At 32.8% G+C, this 18,507-nt stretch carries 20 protein-coding genes; 5 read left to right on the top strand and 15 right to left on the bottom strand.

The features are described from left to right. Positions 1-398: 398 nt before the first annotated feature. Positions 399-1,637 (top strand): IS256 family transposase, encoded by a 1,239-nt coding sequence (locus ACWIUX_RS04790; protein WP_448589588.1) that lies wholly within the window; start codon positions 399-401, stop codon positions 1,635-1,637. 4 nt (positions 1,638-1,641) lie between these two features. On the opposite strand, the gene ACWIUX_RS04785 is transcribed toward ACWIUX_RS04790, so the two are convergent. Both ACWIUX_RS04785 and ACWIUX_RS04780 read right to left on the bottom strand, forming a co-directional pair. Continuing rightward, complete coding sequence (locus tag ACWIUX_RS04785; RefSeq protein ID WP_448589587.1) at positions 1,642-1,779, bottom strand: transposase; 138 nt, start codon at positions 1,777-1,779, stop codon at positions 1,642-1,644. Next, positions 1,772-1,912, bottom strand: coding sequence for a hypothetical protein (locus tag ACWIUX_RS04780; RefSeq protein ID WP_448589586.1), 141 nt, complete (start codon positions 1,910-1,912; stop codon positions 1,772-1,774). The genes ACWIUX_RS04785 and ACWIUX_RS04780 overlap by 8 nt, the downstream gene beginning before the upstream one ends. A gap of 543 nt (positions 1,913-2,455) precedes the next feature. On the opposite strand from ACWIUX_RS04780, the gene ACWIUX_RS04775 reads away from it, so the two are divergent. Next, the gene (locus ACWIUX_RS04775) at positions 2,456-4,150 is read left to right on the top strand and encodes an L-lactate permease (RefSeq protein WP_448589585.1); all 1,695 of its coding nucleotides are present in this window, start codon (positions 2,456-2,458) and stop codon (positions 4,148-4,150) included. Between the two features lie 54 nt (positions 4,151-4,204). Here the strand turns inward: ACWIUX_RS04775 and ACWIUX_RS04770 are convergent, their stop codons facing one another. The 5 genes from ACWIUX_RS04770 to ACWIUX_RS04750 form a co-directional block, all read right to left on the bottom strand. Then, positions 4,205-5,812, bottom strand: coding sequence for an L-lactate permease (locus ACWIUX_RS04770; protein WP_448589584.1), 1,608 nt, complete (start codon positions 5,810-5,812; stop codon positions 4,205-4,207). Positions 5,813-5,892: 80 nt separating this feature from the next. Further along, on the bottom strand, positions 5,893-7,149 hold the full coding sequence (locus ACWIUX_RS04765) for a Y-family DNA polymerase (RefSeq protein WP_448589583.1): 1,257 nt from the start codon (positions 7,147-7,149) through the stop codon (positions 5,893-5,895). Further along, complete coding sequence (locus ACWIUX_RS04760; RefSeq protein WP_448589582.1) at positions 7,130-7,426, bottom strand: S24 family peptidase; 297 nt, start codon at positions 7,424-7,426, stop codon at positions 7,130-7,132. Before ACWIUX_RS04760 ends, ACWIUX_RS04765 begins: the two co-directional genes overlap by 20 nt. 72 nt (positions 7,427-7,498) lie before the next feature. After that, on the bottom strand, positions 7,499-8,248 hold the full coding sequence (locus tag ACWIUX_RS04755; RefSeq protein WP_448589581.1) for an acyl-CoA dehydratase activase: 750 nt from the start codon (positions 8,246-8,248) through the stop codon (positions 7,499-7,501). Next, positions 8,245-9,510 carry a double-cubane-cluster-containing anaerobic reductase gene (locus ACWIUX_RS04750; RefSeq protein ID WP_448589580.1) on the bottom strand — a complete coding sequence of 422 codons (1,266 nt, stop codon included), beginning with the start codon at positions 9,508-9,510 and terminating at the stop codon, positions 8,245-8,247. The genes ACWIUX_RS04755 and ACWIUX_RS04750 overlap by 4 nt, the downstream gene beginning before the upstream one ends. A gap of 164 nt (positions 9,511-9,674) precedes the next feature. Here ACWIUX_RS04750 and ACWIUX_RS04745 point away from each other — a divergent pair, with 164 nt between their 5' ends. Then, the gene (locus tag ACWIUX_RS04745; protein WP_448589579.1) at positions 9,675-9,833 is read left to right on the top strand and encodes a hypothetical protein; all 159 of its coding nucleotides are present in this window, start codon (positions 9,675-9,677) and stop codon (positions 9,831-9,833) included. 45 nt (positions 9,834-9,878) lie between these two features. On the opposite strand, the gene queC is transcribed toward ACWIUX_RS04745, so the two are convergent. After that, the gene (queC, locus tag ACWIUX_RS04740; protein WP_448589578.1) at positions 9,879-10,529 is read right to left on the bottom strand and encodes a 7-cyano-7-deazaguanine synthase QueC; all 651 of its coding nucleotides are present in this window, start codon (positions 10,527-10,529) and stop codon (positions 9,879-9,881) included. A 117-nt stretch (positions 10,530-10,646) separates the two neighbouring features. Here queC and ACWIUX_RS04735 point away from each other — a divergent pair, with 117 nt between their 5' ends. Both ACWIUX_RS04735 and ACWIUX_RS04730 read left to right on the top strand, forming a co-directional pair. Continuing rightward, a complete protein-coding gene (locus tag ACWIUX_RS04735) occupies positions 10,647-11,078 on the top strand; it encodes a nucleoside recognition domain-containing protein (protein WP_448589577.1) in 432 nt (143 codons plus the stop codon). After that, positions 11,075-11,521 (top strand): nucleoside recognition domain-containing protein, encoded by a 447-nt coding sequence (locus ACWIUX_RS04730; RefSeq protein ID WP_448589576.1) that lies wholly within the window; start codon positions 11,075-11,077, stop codon positions 11,519-11,521. The genes ACWIUX_RS04735 and ACWIUX_RS04730 overlap by 4 nt, the downstream gene beginning before the upstream one ends. On the opposite strand, the gene ACWIUX_RS04725 is transcribed toward ACWIUX_RS04730, so the two are convergent. From ACWIUX_RS04725 to ACWIUX_RS04695, 7 genes are all read right to left on the bottom strand, one after another. Then, on the bottom strand, positions 11,522-12,760 hold the full coding sequence (locus ACWIUX_RS04725) for an SLC13 family permease (RefSeq protein ID WP_448589575.1): 1,239 nt from the start codon (positions 12,758-12,760) through the stop codon (positions 11,522-11,524). After that, a complete protein-coding gene (locus ACWIUX_RS04720) occupies positions 12,761-13,459 on the bottom strand; it encodes a response regulator (RefSeq protein WP_448589574.1) in 699 nt (232 codons plus the stop codon). Beyond that, positions 13,413-14,810 (bottom strand): histidine kinase, encoded by a 1,398-nt coding sequence (locus tag ACWIUX_RS04715; protein ID WP_448589573.1) that lies wholly within the window; start codon positions 14,808-14,810, stop codon positions 13,413-13,415. Before ACWIUX_RS04715 ends, ACWIUX_RS04720 begins: the two co-directional genes overlap by 47 nt. Next, positions 14,807-15,643, bottom strand: coding sequence for a phosphate/phosphite/phosphonate ABC transporter substrate-binding protein (phnD, locus tag ACWIUX_RS04710; protein WP_448589572.1), 837 nt, complete (start codon positions 15,641-15,643; stop codon positions 14,807-14,809). Before phnD ends, ACWIUX_RS04715 begins: the two co-directional genes overlap by 4 nt. Before the next feature lie 161 nt (positions 15,644-15,804). Beyond that, on the bottom strand, positions 15,805-16,221 hold the full coding sequence (locus ACWIUX_RS04705) for a universal stress protein (RefSeq protein WP_448589571.1): 417 nt from the start codon (positions 16,219-16,221) through the stop codon (positions 15,805-15,807). Between the two features lie 66 nt (positions 16,222-16,287). After that, positions 16,288-17,073 (bottom strand): hypothetical protein, encoded by a 786-nt coding sequence (locus ACWIUX_RS04700; RefSeq protein ID WP_448589570.1) that lies wholly within the window; start codon positions 17,071-17,073, stop codon positions 16,288-16,290. A 26-nt stretch (positions 17,074-17,099) separates the two neighbouring features. Beyond that, positions 17,100-18,401 (bottom strand): sulfite exporter TauE/SafE family protein, encoded by a 1,302-nt coding sequence (locus ACWIUX_RS04695; protein ID WP_448589569.1) that lies wholly within the window; start codon positions 18,399-18,401, stop codon positions 17,100-17,102. Between the last annotated feature and the right edge of the window lie 106 nt (positions 18,402-18,507).

The raw sequence follows: 18,507 nt of genomic DNA, 5'->3' as shown, positions 1-18,507 counted from the left end.
CTATCACCGATCACGTCCAATTTTTTCTGTAAATTCATCCAACTGATAGAATCAGTTAAACCCAACCCCATTTAAAAAATATAAATCTTAACTTACTCAATGTCAATAAATGCTTTTCTTCTTTTTTTCTTTTAAAACCTGCCTATAGTAGTATATACACCTCACATTCTTCTTATGCATAGTTTAAAACCAACCCTAAATTTAATGACCTAAATTAATTTCTTAAATTAGTAAATTAAGTTATTCGATATTAAATTCTTCTTTTACAATAGGTTCTACTTTATTAGGTTCATATTTGCACCTGTATTGCCAATATTCATCCATATCAAAGGGTATTTGAGATTAGATAGAAAATTGTGTAATGTTAAAATACTAAAAAATAAAAAGGGAGGATTGATATGACAAGAAAAAGCAGAAATGAGGTAGCACCAGAAGCGGTAATTCAAAATTTAATTTCTTCTTTAGATAAGCTTGCCTCTGAAGGTATCAGACCTTCTCTTACTTATCTTATCCAGGAACTTCTTAACTATTTTATGCTTAAAGAAAGACAGTTTTATACTGAAGCAAACTCTTCAACTTGTAATGGGTTTTATCAGCGAAATCTCTCTCTTAGTTTTGGTAATCTCAAATTAAATATTCCAAGAGTAAGATTTGGAAATAATTTTAGAAGTTGTCTTTTACCTCAAAGATGGAAAAGATATGATAAGGATTATGAAAATTTTCTTCTTGCTTTACTTAGTAATGGATATACAAAGGCAAAGACACAGGAAATATGTAAATCTCTTGGTATTGCCTATTCTGAAGTTGCAATGCAGAGTATTGAGGAGTTAATTTCGCAGCAACTACAGTATTTTAAAACAAGGACTCTGCCACATGAACTTTTTGCAGTCTTTATAGATGCTTATAACACTGATATTCTGGAAGAAGGTAAACTTAAGAAATTAGCAATATTTACTGCAGTAGGAATAGATTTGAAAGGATATAAACACATACTGGGTTACTGGGTAAAACAGGGTTCTGAAAATTTAGGTTTCTGGACTGAAGTGTTTCAAGACCTTATAAACAGGGGTTTAAGTAAAGTGGTAGTGTTTGTAACGGATAATTTTTCAGGGTTAAACAAAATAATCAGGAAGCTTTTTCCTGTGTCTGATCATCAGCTTTGTTTTCTTCATCTTTACAGAAATCTCAAAGGTAAATTAACATTGAAGAGCACAAAGCAGATTTATACGCTATGGAAAAAGATAAAAGAGGCTGAAAGTTATGATGAAGGATTAAATTATTTTAATGAAATGATAGAATTTGTAAGGACATACTATCCTGAATATGCGCAACAGATAGATAGGCAGAAGGAAAATTATTTAGCATTTTTAAAATATCCAGAAGAGATAAGAAGGCATATATACACCACAAATATAGTGGAGTCAATAAATTCAGGAATAGAATTAATGAGGCGGGAGCATGGTGGATATTTTCATTCCTATAAGATGTTAGAGACAAATTTGTTTATTCAGCTATCAAATTTACACGACGAATGGATGGAAAAGCCAAACAGTAAATTAGCAGGAGCTTCTTATGAATTAAGACAGAGATTTATATTGAAATTTGAATTAGAAAAAATTAATGAGGTTGTTTTATAATATTTTACACAATTTTAGAGAGAAGTCTCAGTTCAGATACAATATTTAATATTAAATTTCCTACTCTTGTATTTAACTTTCTTGTTTTATAACCGTTTCTGTATGCCTTTCTATTATCTGTTCGTTCATATAGCTTAAGCATTAACCTGTTCTGTTCTCTGTTGTTCAAGAATTTGATTTATTATTTGTTCTAATAACATTTTCATACCTTTATCGTTACTTGAAAAAAGGTAGTGCAAAATTTCTTTATCTAATGTAATATTATATTTAGTCATCGTCCACCTCCAATAGTTTTGGTGTGTGTTAACTATATTCTATCAGTGGACGATGACCTTTCATATTTCATTATTGATAATCATTTCACTTTTACAGAAAATTCTGTACGTTACTAACATTTTTATTTTTTACTGAACTTTATATTTTATCAAAAAATAATATCTTTGAGATGAATAAATAAAATTATGGATCTATAGGTTTTAGTGCTAAATTAAGCCGTGCAAAATCTTTCGTGTTGAAATGAGTTAAATCCCCATCTTAGATAAAGTTTTATTCTTTACTATCTTTTATTTGAATTTTTAAAAATACAGTAAAAACATATACATATCAAAATATTCTTAATTTAACATTATACTAATAACATATTTTTCCTAATTATTTGAATTGTCAAGCAATTCTTAATATTGATTTACTCTTGATTTTTTCTTGTATACCAAATATAATAAAATGCCAAAGGTAAATAAATGGCTTAGATAAGAGAAAGGCGGTGATATGTATTAGCAATTCTTATGGTTTCAATAAAAAATATAAGGGGGTAATTTATGTTCGTACAGAACTATGATCCACTGAACAATTTCGCACTATCAGTTTTTTGTGCTGCTTTGCCTTTGATTATCTTGCTTTATTTGTTGGCATTGCACCCAGGGAAGGACTCTCAGGGAAGAAAGAAGCTTGGGGTTGATGCCCGTTTCGCAACCGTTACCGCTGCAATAGTAGCTCTTGTTATTGCAGTAGGCATCTATAAAATGCCTTTAAATCAGGCGTTTCTTGCTTGGTTTTTAGGAGCACTGATCGGCCTTTATCCAATTTGCTGGATAGTAATAACAGTTTTATTCCTTTACGAAATGACGGTGATATCAGGATCCTTTGACGTTATGCGTCATAGCATTATGAAAATTACTCAGGACAAGAGGGTACAGGTCTTGATCGTTGCATTCGGTTTTGGAGCATTCTTAGAGGGAGCTGCAGGTTTTGGAACTCCTGTTGCAGTGTGTGCGGCAATATTGGTGGGAATGGGAATCGCACCTCTTGAGGCAGCACTTCTTTGTCTTTTGGGAGATACGGCTCCTGTTGCTTTTGGAGGAGTAGGTATTCCTATGATCATGATGGCTCAGGTTACAGGTTTACCAGTAAACGACATTACTGCGATGACAGGAAGAATTTTACCATTCTTTTCTTTCTTGGTTCCATTCTGGATTATGTTTACTTATGTAATCTTGCTTGAGAAAAAGAGCATGTCAGATCTATTTGAAGTCTTTCCTGCTGCTTTTGTATCAGGTATATCTTTTGCTTTAACACAATATTTTTTAGCACAACATCTTGGTCCGCAGTTAATTGACATCTTAGCGGGTATTGTTTCTATTATATGTCTTGCAGTATTTCTCCAATTTTGGTCTCCAAAGAACGTCTGGACGGCAGACTGGGCAAAGAACGCTGTAAAGGAATATTCAGCTGGTGAGACGTTCTATGCATGGGTTCCATGGATAATTTTGGTTGTTATCATAATTATGTGGGGAACTCCCTCAATATCAAAAGCTCTTGGTTCAGTGCTTGTTTTCAAGTTCCCAATGGAAGGGTTAAATGGCATGGTTACGAAAATGCCACCTGTAGTACCTAAACCCACTGTTTTGAAGGATGCTATTTTTGTCTTGCCACTACTAAGCGCTACAGGTACTGGAATTTTGCTTGCAGCTATTCTTTCTGGTTTATGGCTGAGGCTGTCTGCATCTCAATGGGGCGATGCCTTTAATACGACTTTTAATAGAATGAAGGCGCCTTTTGTTGTTGTTCCTTCAATCGTTGGTATAGCATTCCTTTATAAATATGCAGGTATGGACGTTCAGCTTGCTTTGGCTTTTGCATCTACTGGGTCAGCATTTCCGTTTTTCTCGGCTATGCTAGGATACTTAGGAGTATTCTTGACAGGTTCAGATACCTCTTCAAACGCACTTTTCGGGAACCTTCAGAAGATTACTGCTGAACAGTTAAAAATTAACCCAATTCTCTCTACTGCTCTTAACAGTGCTGGCGGTGTAATGGGAAAGATGATAAGTCCTCAGTCAATTGTTGTTGCTCTTGCTGCTACTTTTTCTGATAGAAAGATTGCAGAGGAATCCTTTGCTCCATTGTTTAGATCGGCTCTTATTCATAGTTTCTTGCTTGCTGTTTTAGTTGGTCTTGTCGGGTTGATGTATGCTTATGTATTTCCAAATCTGATACCTGTTGTTGGTAAGTAATATAGCGATAGGTAATAAGTCCTCCATTAGGATTTAATGGAGGACTTATTTTTATTATTTAATGCCACAAGCTATAAAAATAGTTAAAATTATTCCTGTCAAAAGGGTACAAATAATAACCGGTAATATAGCCTTTTTCATGAATTCTGATTCTTCTTTCCCACTGCATCCAATTGTCATTGCAGCATTAGTAATCTTTGCAGGAGTTATAGCTGAGGCAATTCCTCCTGCTACTGCATGAGCGCCGAAAATTATCATAAAATAATTTTCATAGCCTACGCTTTTTACTGATTCATACAATATCTTCGCAAAAAACACGTTTGAAGCCGTTTCCGATCCGCCTATAAATGAGCCTATCAGCCCAAGATATGGTATTAGGGTAGTAAATACTATGCCAGAAAGCATTGCTATCTTTATGGCTATAATCCTATCCATATTAAAAGAAGAGTAATAAGCGCTTGGCGCTAATATGCCAGAGTTACTTGACATAGCAGACCATGCCATTATCATTGCAATTGAAAAGCATATAGAATATGCCACAAAGGGGGAAAACGATCTCTTTAACCATAAATTTATAGTTGAAAAAAGCTGTTCTTTGGTGGGCTTCAATAAAAAGATTGATAGTATTGAAGTTATCATTATCCAAAACCATATAGAAGATAGTATGTTAAGGTCAACTGTCTGATTTTTGTAGAGAGTAATTATCTCATACTTCCCAGGTAAGTCTGATAAAAACTTGTTAAATCCTGGAAGATTGGTTACTAATGCAAATAAAAATAGTAACACCCATGGGGATATTGCTCTTAATATAGGCATTGTTGGTTTTTCTGTTTCTATAGATGTCTCATTTTTTTTGGAATTTATATTTTTTTGGTATATAATTACAAAAATCATAGTTACAAAGCCAGAAATTGTCCCTATTATTTGCACCGGAAATATTTTTGTAATAGACAAAACTAGACAGCTAAGTCCGAGCACCAAACCGCTTAAGAGAGCGCTTAAAAAACCCTTTTTTATAGAATGTATACCATCAACGAAATAAAGCATCATAAATGCAAAGCCTACCGAAATAAATGGCAAAAATAGTGATATGTTTAGGGTAAAAGCGTTAATGAAATAGTTTAAATCTGATATGCCCTGTGGTTGAATCTTGAATGCCTGCCATGCGACCTCTGAAGGCACTGTTATAGGGATTGATAGAAGAGCAAATGACGTTAACGGATCGTAGCAAAGAACTGATATTGCTATAGCCGTAACAGGAGCAAATCCAAGAGTAAGAAGAAGCGGTGGAAATAGAGCAGGGGTTACTACGCCTAAAGATGTTGCGAGAGAACCAAAGCCAAGTCCCAGAAACATTATTTGTTCTTCTCTTGTTTTACAAATATTTTTGAGACTATAAGCAATAGAATCAAGCGCTTTTGTGATCTTCATTATGAATATTAACAACATGGTGAAAAGTACTGCTAACGAGATGCTTAAAGATTTTAGGATGCCAAATATTGTAGCGTTTAAACAGACATCAAATGGAGTTTTAAAAAATACGAGTGCTAAAAAGAACGTAAAAATCCATGCTAATACAGACATTAAAAAACCTGATCTTGCAAAAATTGTCATTCCCAAAAGAATAATTACAATGGGACTAATTGAAAGTAAAAAATCCATCTATTCTTCTCCTTTCTCGTCTGTGGATCTTGACATAGGCTTGTATATTGTAGCATACCAGAAATTTCTTATATTTGTTTCTAAATAATATCTATTTCACTTGTGCGATGTATTGCATGTCTCCTTCTTGCTTGCCAGGTTCTATCTACCCCCTCAACTGCAAAGAAAACAGCATCTTTCTTTATTTTCTTATTTATCAGATCGATAGATTTCATAAGATTGTATTTATTTTCTTCTTCTAAATTTGTGTACAAGCTTCCTAAAGCAAACTGGTTTGTAGATAAGTTTTTCAATATAACACCTGCTTTTTTATAGCCTATTTTATCTTTAAATATTTTATTTAAACAGTATTCTACTTTGTTTAGTATAAGAAATACATCCTGCGTATAGAAATCGAGGTTAACTTCTTTTTGATTGGCGTAAAAATTCTCTTTGAATGGATTTGAGGCTATAAAAACAGATATCGTTTTGGTATATAAATTCAAACTCCTCATATTATTTACAGCGGTGATCGCAAAGTAAGAAACACTTTCTCTTAAGCTTTTGTAATCAAAAATATCACATCCAAAAGATCTGGACACTATTATCTCTTTTTGTTTAGTTTTTTCTTCTTGCAGCTTTATGCACTTTATCCCCCTTAGCTCAAGGATTGTAATCAGTCCTCTTATGCTAAGAGATTTTTTGGCGAATGAATCGTCTATTTTTGATAGATCTAGAGCGTTTGTTATCCCTATATTTTTCAGGTAATTGGCCTTACTATTCCCAATTCCCCAAACATCTTTTACTTCAAAGTTTTTTAGTACTTCTTCTTCTTTTCCTGTTATATCAAATATGCCATTGAGATTTTTATCCTTTTTGGCTATCTTATTTGCAACCTTTGCGAGAGTTTTTGTCCTGCCTATTCCTATCGAGACTGGTATTCCTATGAGTCTATATATTTCATCTTTTAAATTTTTACAAAATTCAAACCTTTTCTTTTTAAACACTCCATTTAATTCTATAAATGCCTCATCTATTGAATATGCCTCTACAAAACATATCTTAGATCTTATTATGTTAATAAATCTTTTCGATATGTCTTCATATATTTCATAATTAGACGATATAACTATAACTTTGTTTTTTTTGAGAAAATCTCTTACTTTGAAGTACGGAATGCCCATTTTTATTCCCAGTGCCTTTGCTTCATTGGACCTTGCAATTATACATCCATCATTGTTTGATAGCACTACGACAGGCCTGTGCAGCAGAGCTGGATTAAACAACCTCTCGCATGATACGTAAAAGTTATTGCAGTCTATTAGCGCAAAAAAACTTTCAAAGTTTTCTAATGACATATGTAATCTTGCCAAATATTTCTGTTTCTGCAGTTAGGTCAGAATTATCTTTTATTGTAAGATGTCCGTCTAGTAAAACAACTAATAAATCTGAATTCCTTGGCTTTTTTGATCTATCGACTACTATGATATCGCCATTTTTCAAATTCAATTCTTTATAATCTCTTTTCGTCCTGAAGAAAAAGGTTGAAGATGGACTATCTACTACCAGCCTGTTTAAATCTAAATCAAGTTTTTCATAATTTCTTGCTGGAGATGGGAAACCAGTTCTTTGCATATTTTCACCCCTATTGCTTATTTTTCATAATATTAAATCTTTTATGATAAAATGTCAATAGGGGTGATTAATTTAATCTAGTAAAGCTAACGCTGCACCTAGCGCGCCCGTATACCTTGAGAGAGCATTTTTCTTGATTCTTAAATCAAATCTTTCAAATAAAACTTCTATATTCTGTAATTCTGAGAGTCCTCCTAAAAGCAATATATTTTCGTCTGTCTTGTTTGTTCCAATCAAAGCCTTTGTTCTAAGTATTAGAGACTTTATTACTCCTGCAGCAATATCTTCTGTTCTTTCCCTGGAATGAATTAAACTTATTATTTCGCTCTCTGCAAAGACAGTGCACATTGAGTTTATATTTGATGGTTTATTTGATTTAACAGCCATATCTATAAACTCTTGGATTTCTACGTCCAATATTCTTGCCATATTTTCAATATATCTACCTGTTCCAGCTGAGCATCTGTCGTTTAATTTGAAATCTATAATTTTTCCAGATTTATCTAACACTATAAATTTTGTGTCTTGTCCGCCAATGTCTAATAGATAATATTGCTCTGGTTCTATAAATCTTGCTCCCTTAGCATGGCAAGTTATCTCTGAGATTATTTTTGGAGATCTTGGTTTTAAAATGTCGTTTAAATTGTGTCTGCCATATCCAGTAAGACTAATCTGATCAAAAGAAGGGATATTTTCTTCTATCCTTTCGAGGTTATAAGGTGTACTATCCAATATTCCTTTGTCTAAAATAGAGTTTGAACTTTTCTCATAAAGCACCCATTTTATGCTCCTTGATCCTATATCCAAACCAAGCAACTTCATAGGTTTTCTACGAAAGCCTCTATTCTTGTTCTGAGTTGTCCCAAATCTCCAAATGAGTAATCTGACTCTAATGTAATCATTGGTATATTATTTTCTTTTGCTACCTTTCTTATTCTTTCTGCCTCTACCATATACGTAGTGCAAAAGCTAAGGGATACATACACAATACCGTCAACTCTATAATCTTTACAAAGGCTTAAAATATCTTCTTCTCGGCCTATATTTGGAGAAAAACATGCACAATTTATGTTATTTATATATCTATCTGATATGTTCTTTAACAGGTCCTCTTTGGTTGATGCATTTTCTATTGAAACGTTGTCCTTGAAATACCTTGTACCTGTACAATTTTCTTCAACCACTACATCAGCACCGCTTGTTTCTATTACGTGGTGAATCTTCCAGTTAGGCACGACCATTGGCGAGCCTGTAACTAATATTCTTTTTTTGCTATTATTTTTCGAACTTAATGATGATGCTCTTTCTTCACATTCCTGAGCTAAGGCATCTACCATTTTTGTATATCTTTCTATATCATCATAAAAGCCTATTTGCGTTACCAGCAGGGCATCAATTCCTGATATTGGAGTAGGTGAGTTTTTTCTCGTGTTATAGAGTCTTCTTAGCGCATTTCTTTTTGCGTTTACCTTTTGTATGCCGTTTAGAAGAGAATCGAATGTAATTGATTTGCTAAACTTTTTCTCTAAGAAATTGCATAAATTTTTTACTTCCTCTTGCCAGAGTTTTAATCCTTCATTGCTCTTTTTGTTTGGCATATCCATGATATACATGTCTACCATATCAGAAAATATTTCCCATGTTTTTTTCTTGCCATCACAGGTATTTTCTCCGATTAACAGATCTACAACCTGAAAGTATGGACAGGTTCTTGAATATTTTGCGCCGACTCCTGCCTTTATGAGTGGGCAAAGATTTTTCGGGACTACCTGTTCGCCATATGGAACCCAGAAGTCAGCTCCTGCACACAGACCTACCAGCTGTCCACATGCTGCCAGAACAATCTCTTCTGGTACATAAATGCAAAAAGATCCAATAACAGGACCCTTAGTTTTGTGATCTACTAGTTCTTTTACTCTTGCTCCATGTATATCTGCGATTACTGAATAAAAGTATGAAAGGTTTTTGAGTTCCTGCTCTTTGTTTAAAAAGCATTCTTGAAATAGTACAGGAAGTGCCCCCATTAGGGCATCGTGAGCTTTTAAATCTATATCAAGCGATTTGTACATTTCGGTGTTGTCCATAAATTTTCTCCTCTCTTTTTTAGATTGTTTGATACGTAAACTACGTATCTATTAAGAACTATTTCTCAGAATCATCTTATAAACATGGACAACACCTCCTTTATTTACTTATAATTATATTTCTATTATAATAAAAATATAATAATTTAGAAAAGTGGTGAATTATGAGTCAGATTATTTGCTATTGTTTCGGTTTTACTGATGATGAAATAAAGGAAGACGTAATAAAGCACAATGGAATTTCTAAGATTCAACAATTTATAGTTAACAAAAAGAAAGATGGTCAATGTGCATGTCATTTGAATAATCCAAAGGGCACTTGATGCTTGGCTGATGTCCACCGTGTAGTGGAAGATGCCAAAAAAGATCTAAATAAGAGTTAAAGGATCTTTTACGTTGTTTAACTCAAATGCTTCTAACCTTTCTGAACATGAACCGCATTTTAAGCATGGTTTTTCTCCTCCTTTATAACATGTCCATGTTAGTTCATAGGGTACTTTTAATTCCAGGCCAATTTTTACGATTTCATATTTTTTTAGATATAGAAAAGGTGTAAGTATAGTAGTTTCTTTGTAATCCGATACCTTTGCGACCTCTTGCATTTTGTTTATGAATACAGGTCGACAATCTGGGTATATTGCGTGATCTCCAGCGTGAACTCCTATTGATACTGCATCAAAATTTGATGATATTGCGTATGATATTGCAATAGACAAAAAAATCATATTTCTATTTGGCACTACTGTAGATCTCATGTTGAAATCATTATAATGTCCTTCTGGTACATCCACGTCACTTGTTAAAGAACTTTGTCCAAAAATTGTCTTTAAGGAACTTAAGTCAATCACTTTATTTTCTATTTTGAGCAAATCAGAGATCTTTCTTGAGCATTCGAGCTCCTTTTTATGCTTTTGACCGTAGAAGAAGCTTATTGTCTTAACTTTGTGGCCTTTATCTAAAAGATAGTATAAAAGGGTAGTAGAGTCTAAGCCACCAGAAAAGATATGTATTATTTTCATTTCCCACTTTCTCCAGTTTAAAATAGAGTTTAAATTTATATATTTATTATATACTTTATATACCTTTACGTTTGACAAAACGTTTGTCTATTAGCTTTCTTTGATATAATTATACACATGACTAATAGCTTTCTTTTAGAAGGTATAAAAGTTGGCTTTTTTAAGGGGGTTACCACAACTATAAATCTTGCAAAGATAGTTGTGCCTGTCTTTTTTGTGGTAACAATCCTTAAGGCTACTCCACTTATGTATTATTTGGATACAATATTTTCTCCATTTATGAAATATTTCGGTCTTCCAGGCGATGCTTCTTTGGTTTTAATTACAGGCTATCTCTTAAATATTTATTCGGCTGTAGGAGTTATTATTGGATTGGGTCTTAATTCAAGAGAAATAACGATTCTTGCAACAATGGTTTTGATAGCACATAGTCTTATTTTGGAGGGCGCAATCTGTTCAAGAATAGGAGTTAATCCATTTTTTATAACTTTTTTTAGAATTCTTACATCTTTTATTGCAGGTTTTTTGCTTAATGTGGTTTTAAGATGATTGAAATCATACAAGACGCACTTTTTGGTTCATTGAGTACTCTTTTGACTATCACCATGATAGTCGTTCCTCTTATGATTTTTATAGAGACTTTCAAGAGAAGTCCATTTTGGGATGTCTTTTGTAATAACGTTGCAAAAATTATTAAATACCTTGGTTTTTCAAAAAATTCTGCTATACCCTTGGCAGCTGGGGTTATATTTGGACTTATATATGGCGCTGGTACCATGATGGATGAAGTAAAAAAGGGCTTAATAAACACAAAAGAGATCATTCTAATAAATATCTTTTTGGTTTTATCTCATGCGATGATTGAAGATACTGCAATATTTGTAGCTATTGGGGCAAATTTTGTAATTATCTTCTTTGGAAGAATTGCCATAACAATTTTATTTGTCTTGTTGTTTGGAAAAATTTTAGATCTCTTTAGAAGATTTGATTAATTATCTTATAACTAATATACTAAAAATTATAAGAAATATTGTGGTTGGAAAGCCAATTTTCAAATAGTCTAGAAATTTTACCTCAATTTTATTCTTTTTAGCAATTTCAGCGACTATTAGGTTTGCAATTGAACCTGTAAGGGTTAGGTTGCCTGCCAATGTTGAAATTACAGCTAACATTGTCCATCCATAAGTAGCATTTTCATTTGGTATAAGATAGCGCAGCATCATTACTGCTGGAACGTTACCAATGATGTTTGATAATATTGCTGTTAAAAATGAGAAAAAGGTTGTATTTTTAAAAAGGTTGTATCCTATATCGTTGACCAAAATATTTATAACTCCACTTTTTTCCACTCCTCCTATCACTATAAAGAGTCCAATGAATGTAAGAAGAAGGCTATAATCTACTTCTTTGAGGAGTTTTTCTGACTTTATTCTTCTTGTCAACATTAGAAATGCAACTCCAAGGCTAGAAATTATAACTTGATTGAGATTTATCACAAATCCAAATACTACAAAAAGCAAAATTAAGATACTTTTATAAGTTAGATACTTGTGGAAAACGAATTTTCTATATTTTATGTTCAAAACGTCTTTTGGCAGTTTATCTTTGTAAGTTATATGTAAAGATACTGCAGCTAATGTTAATCCGAGTAAACTTATTGGGAATGTTTTGATAAAGTATGTTGTAAATGGTATTTTTGATAAATTTGCAATCATTATATTTTGTGGGTTTCCAATTAAAGAACATGTGCTTCCTATGTTGGATGCAAGAGCTACCCCCAATAAGAATGGTATCGGATATGTTTTAGTTCTAGAACATACTATTATGACTATTGGGGTAAATAATAAACAAACTACATCGTTTATTATTACAATAGAAAGAATTCCTGTAATGAAAATTGTTAAATATAGCAGTACAATTCTATTTTTTGCATGTGAGATAAGAAATGAACCTGCCATCGGAAAGAATCCAGCTAATTTCAAACTTCCTGATAGGATCATCATATTGAATAGTAGTACTATCGTTCTAATATCTACAGAGCTTACTGCTTGATCAAAGTTTAGAATTCTAAAAATTATTACAAAGCAAGAGCTGATAATTGCACTTGAAGCCCTATTAATTTTGAAATATGGAGATTTTCCAACTGAAAGCACAAAGAGCAAAAATAGAAGAATTAAAATTGAAACTACAATTTTAGCATCGTAGAAAGTTGATTGTTCAAAGGAACTCATCTAATCGGGTTTTTCTTCAAGATTTGAGATGTCTATTTTCTCTTCTTCCTTTAAAAGCCCCTCTTTAATGGCGTATTTGACCAAATCAGATTTTCTTTGGGCGTTTATCTTTTCTGAAATTCTTAGTTTATATGTTTCTATAGTTTTAACTGAAAGGTTAAGCTTTTTTGCTATCTCTTTATTTCCGTAACCTAGGGCGGTGTATCTTAAGACTTGGCTTTCCCTTGTGCTAAGCTTTGCCCCCTTTTCTTTATTTAACATTCCTCTTAATACTGTTTTTGCAAGGCAAGAAGGAATATACGTATCATCTGTGTTTGAAACTGTTTCAAGTGCCTCAATTAATTCATTATAAGCCAATCTTTTTGGTATGAATCCATTTGCCCCCATTTTTAAGGCTTTAACAATCATTGTCTCATCCTCAAACATACTTAATATGAGTACTTTAGCTTTGGATGCAGATTTTTTTATTGGATCTATTAAGTCTAAACCACTTACATCAGGTAGAGAAATATCTAGTATTACAATATCTGGTTGTAATTTCTTTATTTTTTCAATAGCCTCCACTCCGTTAGATGCTTCTTCAATTATGTTAAATTTTTCTTGATGTTCTTGGATTAATGCCTTCAGGCCTGCTCTTAATATGGCGTGATCATCAACTATTATCATTGTTTTTGGGTTTTGGAAAAGAGATTTTGACAACTGTTCCACCTCCTTTTATAGAATTTATTATAAATTCTCCGCCATATGTTTTTGTTCTCTCTTTCATATCAATAATTCCCAATCTATCTATCTTTTTGTTTAAAATTTCTTCAACATCAAATCCTTTTCCGTCATCCTTTATTTCAAGTTCAATTTTATTGTCTATTTCTTTAACCGAAATAGAAGCACTATTTGCTTCAGAGTGTTTAACAATATTAGATATTGCCTCTTGTATTATTCTATAAGTATTAATTGACCAAGTCCAATCTAATTTTTCCTCATTTATTGAAAAGTCAAAATTTATTTTTAAATTATGTCTTTTTTCAATTTCATCGAAGAAAGACTCTAAACTTGATTTTAAACCTAATTTTTCTAATTGAGGAGGTCTAAGATTTTTTGCAATATTTCTGAGTTCTCCTATTGTTTTATCTATTAATTTTTGTATACTTTCTATCTCTAATCTTTTACTTTGATCCAATTTTGATTGGAATATCTTTAACATAATGTTTATTGACGCAAGATTTTGCATAACAGAATCATGAATTTCCATTGAAATCCTTTGTCTTTCTTTTTCTGTTGTTTCCATAGTTCTCTTTAAAAGTTCACTTTTTATTTCTTCATCTTTTAGCTTTGTAATTAGTTTTAACTCTTCCTTTGCTGATTTTTCTAAAGCTGTTAACATATGTTTAAATGAAATGAATAATTCTCCTGCTTCATCATTAGTTTTTATCGTTGGCTGTGAGACCTTTTTACCAAGTGCTATATCTTTTGCGTAAAGCGTTAACTTTCTTAAATTATTAGTTATTGAATTTGTAAGTTTATAAAGTAAAATAGATGCTAATAAATTAATAAAGAGTCCAAACAGAAGAATTTTTTCTATTATTTCTTGTATTCGTTTTTCTGTTTCCTTTTCTGTAACTCCAATGTGAATGTAACCTAGAGCACCATCTGCAATTGGATATTTAACGTCAATAATCTTACCTATTTCGGATGAAAAAACTTTTGTATCAATTTCTGTACTACTAATTTGTAAAAGATAAAGCTCTTTTGGAAAACCGCTACTAAAGGTGCTGCAAAGTACATCATTTTGGTTACTTATAACGTTAATATAGCTTATTTCTGGATTGTTTTCTTTATATTGCAAAAGGATCTGATGGGCTGAATAAATGTTATTTGATAATAGTGGTTCTATAATACTATTCGAGAGAGTAGAGGCTATGTTTTTAGTTCTCAGGATCAGCCTGTCTTCAAAATTTTGTGTTAATATAATTTTTATTCCTAGGGCTATTCCTAAAGTTATTATAAAAATTGAAAAGATATTTATAATTAAAATTTTTGTTTTTAAACTCATTGTTCAAATTTTTTAAGTATCATTTTAATTGGTAAATAAAGTGTTGGCTGAGATTGTGAAAATTTGTCATATCCAAGAGCTTTAAGAATTCTTTCTCCTTCAGGATCGCTATTCATATTGATAAGCACGTCTTTAATTCTCTTTTCAATTTCTGGGTTTATGTCTTTCCTGGCTACAACAGGCGGATTTCCGATTCTGATTGGAGATTGCCATACAATGTGTAAGTTTTGTGACTTTTCAGGATTTTCCTTTATATACGTTTTAAAAAATTTACTATTTAAAGCTGCGGCATCGACTATGTTGTCTAAGAGTGCGCTAATAGAGTCAGAACTGTTAAATGTAAAAATATGATTGGAAAAGTAGTTTATGTCGAGATTGTTTTCCTTTAGGTAATACAAAGGTATAAGATAACCTGAAAAGGATGCAATATCAGTAAATGCTATTGATTTTCCCTTCAAATCTTCAAACTTTCTTATGTTGTCTTTATTTGAAATAATAACTGACGAAAAAGTTAAGTCATTATTTATTACTGGTATCGCTATAATGTTCATTTGATCTTGGTCAAGTACATATGCGCTTGCTGTTATTATACCTATGTCTACTGATTTGGAATTGAATAGGTCTTTGATTTCAAAATTTGTTTTTTTTTGCATAAGTACACATTGAAATCCAGTTTTTTTGGAAATATACTGTAATAGTGGTTGATAGATATGAATTGTTTCTTTTGGACTAAGATTGGATGAAACAACCACTCTTAAAAGGTTGGTTCTTTTTTGTTCGAGATAACTATTTGAAAGCTTTTCACTTAGATTTATATACGAATCAGGTTGCAAGCTAAAATCTGCATTTAAAATAATCAGCAAAAAAAATAAAAAAATACTTATTAAACTAAGTATCAGTACTAAATAAGGATTTTTAAGAAAATTTTTAAAGATGTCATTACTCCCCACATTGCTTTTTTAAAAAATTCTAACACAGTTTTGGTTTTATATTTCTATTTTTTTCCAACAAGTAACACAGGGCAGATATATTCAAAACTGTCTCTTTTACTGTTGTGCCCAAATATTAATTTTTTAAAACCATTTATTTTCTTTTGACCTATTACAACTAACTGTGCCTTAACTTCTCTTGCTATTTCATCGATCTTTTCTTCTAGTATACCTATTTTTACAAGCCCATAAACATTAATTCCTAATTTCTTACCTTCTTCAATTGCCTTTTCGACTTCTTGCCAAGCCCTTTGAACGATATACTCCTCTGCTTGTGGATTGTATACACCAAGGTATTCTGGCCTTTCTATTATCTTTGCTACTATTGCAGGCCTACCTTCTTCAACTGCCTTTTCAAGTCCACTTTTTATAACATTTCTATCACTTTTTAAATCCTTTATTATTATTAGAATTGGATTCACCCTTCTCACCTCTCTTGAACAAATTTTTAAGAGGGCACATCTTTAATGTGCCCTCAATATTAATTCTTAAGCCTCTTCTCTTTTTGCCTTGCTCAGCTTTGATATTCCTGCGCCTTCTAGCAGATACATTAGAGAAAAACCGTACCAGCAAGTATACAGTAAATAGAATAATATTAATCCACTTAGCATTATCATCTCTTTAATCCCAATAGGGCTTTTTTCTATGCTTGGATAACTTCTAAGAGCTCCCAGCGCATATTCTCCCTCAGCAGGCTTTGGAGATCCAGCTGCAACAATTCCGTCAAAATTGTAGGCTGGTTCTATTCCTCTTTCTACAACCTCTCTAATAAATTTTAGTTCTGCTGGTTGATTGTTTCTAAGATAATATTTTTCTAGTGCCAGTTGAGACAGGTATAGCGCATATAGTCCATCTTTACTTTCAAAACCTAATACGAGTGTCATTTCCTTTCTTCTGTTATTAAAAAAGTCTTCGCTGTATGAAAGAATTCCCTGAGATACCTTCCCTAAATCGCCGCTTATAGTCAAAGAAGTTCCTTGAGCGTTAACCTTAGCACCAAAAGAGGTATATAACTTTTCGAGCATCTTTGCTTCATCTTCATTTGTAGCACGATAATTTAATGTAAATGGTTTGCCAACAAAATTTTCACTATCTTTAAATACCTTTGGAAATTGATAAGCTGATGCCTTTGTTAAACCGTTGAAAAATTGATCCGCCCACTGAAGCCCCGTTAGATGCCCTGGCGCGACAGGGCTGAGCCATACTATCAACATTGCCATGAAACTTATTATTCCTACAAGACCTATTTGAAGCTTTCTCTTGTTAGATAACATTTTTCTCACTCCTCTCGTTTGTATTTCTAAGAAATTTTCTTTGACTCAAGATTTTCTTTTACTACCTTTTTCGAAATTATTATGTTAGTAAAAAATGTATACAGCACAAAAAATCCAAATAGAGCTACTAAACCAAAAAACACAATTGTTCCTATCATTGTTAGGGCATTTGAGGTTTCTTTGCTTATAGAGATAATGTTTGCATCTGAAAGTCGTGGAGGCAATGCTGCAAGCCTGTTTACGAACCCGGCCAAGATGGTTAAAGCGTAGAAAAGCTTAATTGTTGCACCCTTTACGAATGTTGTTACCATAGCACCGATTTGAACTCCTATAAGGGAACCGAGAAGCATTGTTATTGCTACACTGTAGAAGATATAGCCATATATTGCATAGTTAAAGATTGACGAATAGGCTGTTGTAAAGATTATTTGAAGTATATCTGTACCTACTGTTGTGAAGGTTGAAACTCCTAATCCATATACGAAGAGAGGGAATGTCAAAAATCCTCCACCAACACCCATTATTGCTGCTACAAAACCTACTGTGAAACCGCATATAACAACTGGATATACTGATATACTTAATCCGCCTTCGAAGATGTGATCGTCAAACTTTATTCTAGGCTTTAGGGGAATACTTTGAAGCCAACGCGAAAAGCTTGTTCTAACATCCAAAACTGCTTTTTTCGAAGTATCCTTTTGCCCCCTTCTTAGCTTTATATAATCCATTGTTGAGTAGAATCCAAGTATGCCGAGCAATATTACATATACAGTGGAAATAAATGCATCGCTTAAAGCTGGGCTTAATGCATAGATATGTCTATTAATTGCTGCTCCTGTTGTAACCCCCACAAAAGATCCTACTACAAACCAAACTGCTAACCAAAGATTTACATTGCCTAACTTTTTATGCAAAGTTGTTCCTAGTATTGCGTTTGCAAATATTGCAAATTGATCTGTTCCAACTGCCATTATCCCCCTTACTCCGAGTGTCATTAGAGCAGGAGTAAGAACGTATCCTCCACCAGCACCTATAACTCCAGTGATCAGACCAGATAATAAACCAACTATAAGAATACCACAAAGCATTTGAGTAGTGGCTACTGCAGGCATATAAGCGTGTCCACCACCGATATAAGCTGGACCAGCTGCAAATGCACACTGCATTGCCAATCCTGCAAGTACTGGCAAAAACAATATAAACAAGAACTTCTTTCTCCTCATTAAAATTGTGTTGCTTGTCTCAAGCTGCCATCTACCCTGTGCTTTAGCAGCTTCTGTAATTAACTCCCCAGTCTTATAAAGCTTTCCAAAAAAACCTTTTAACATTTTGTATCCCTCCCTATTGAATTTTTATTTTTATTACTCACTTGCTAAAAATTCTTTTATATAACTATCTAACTTTCTCACCTCCTCAACTAATTGACTACTTACT

The organism is Thermodesulfobium sp. (assembly GCF_053498235.1).
Note: the sequence above shows the minus strand (reverse complement) of the source record. Positions and strands in the feature narration are given on the sequence as shown.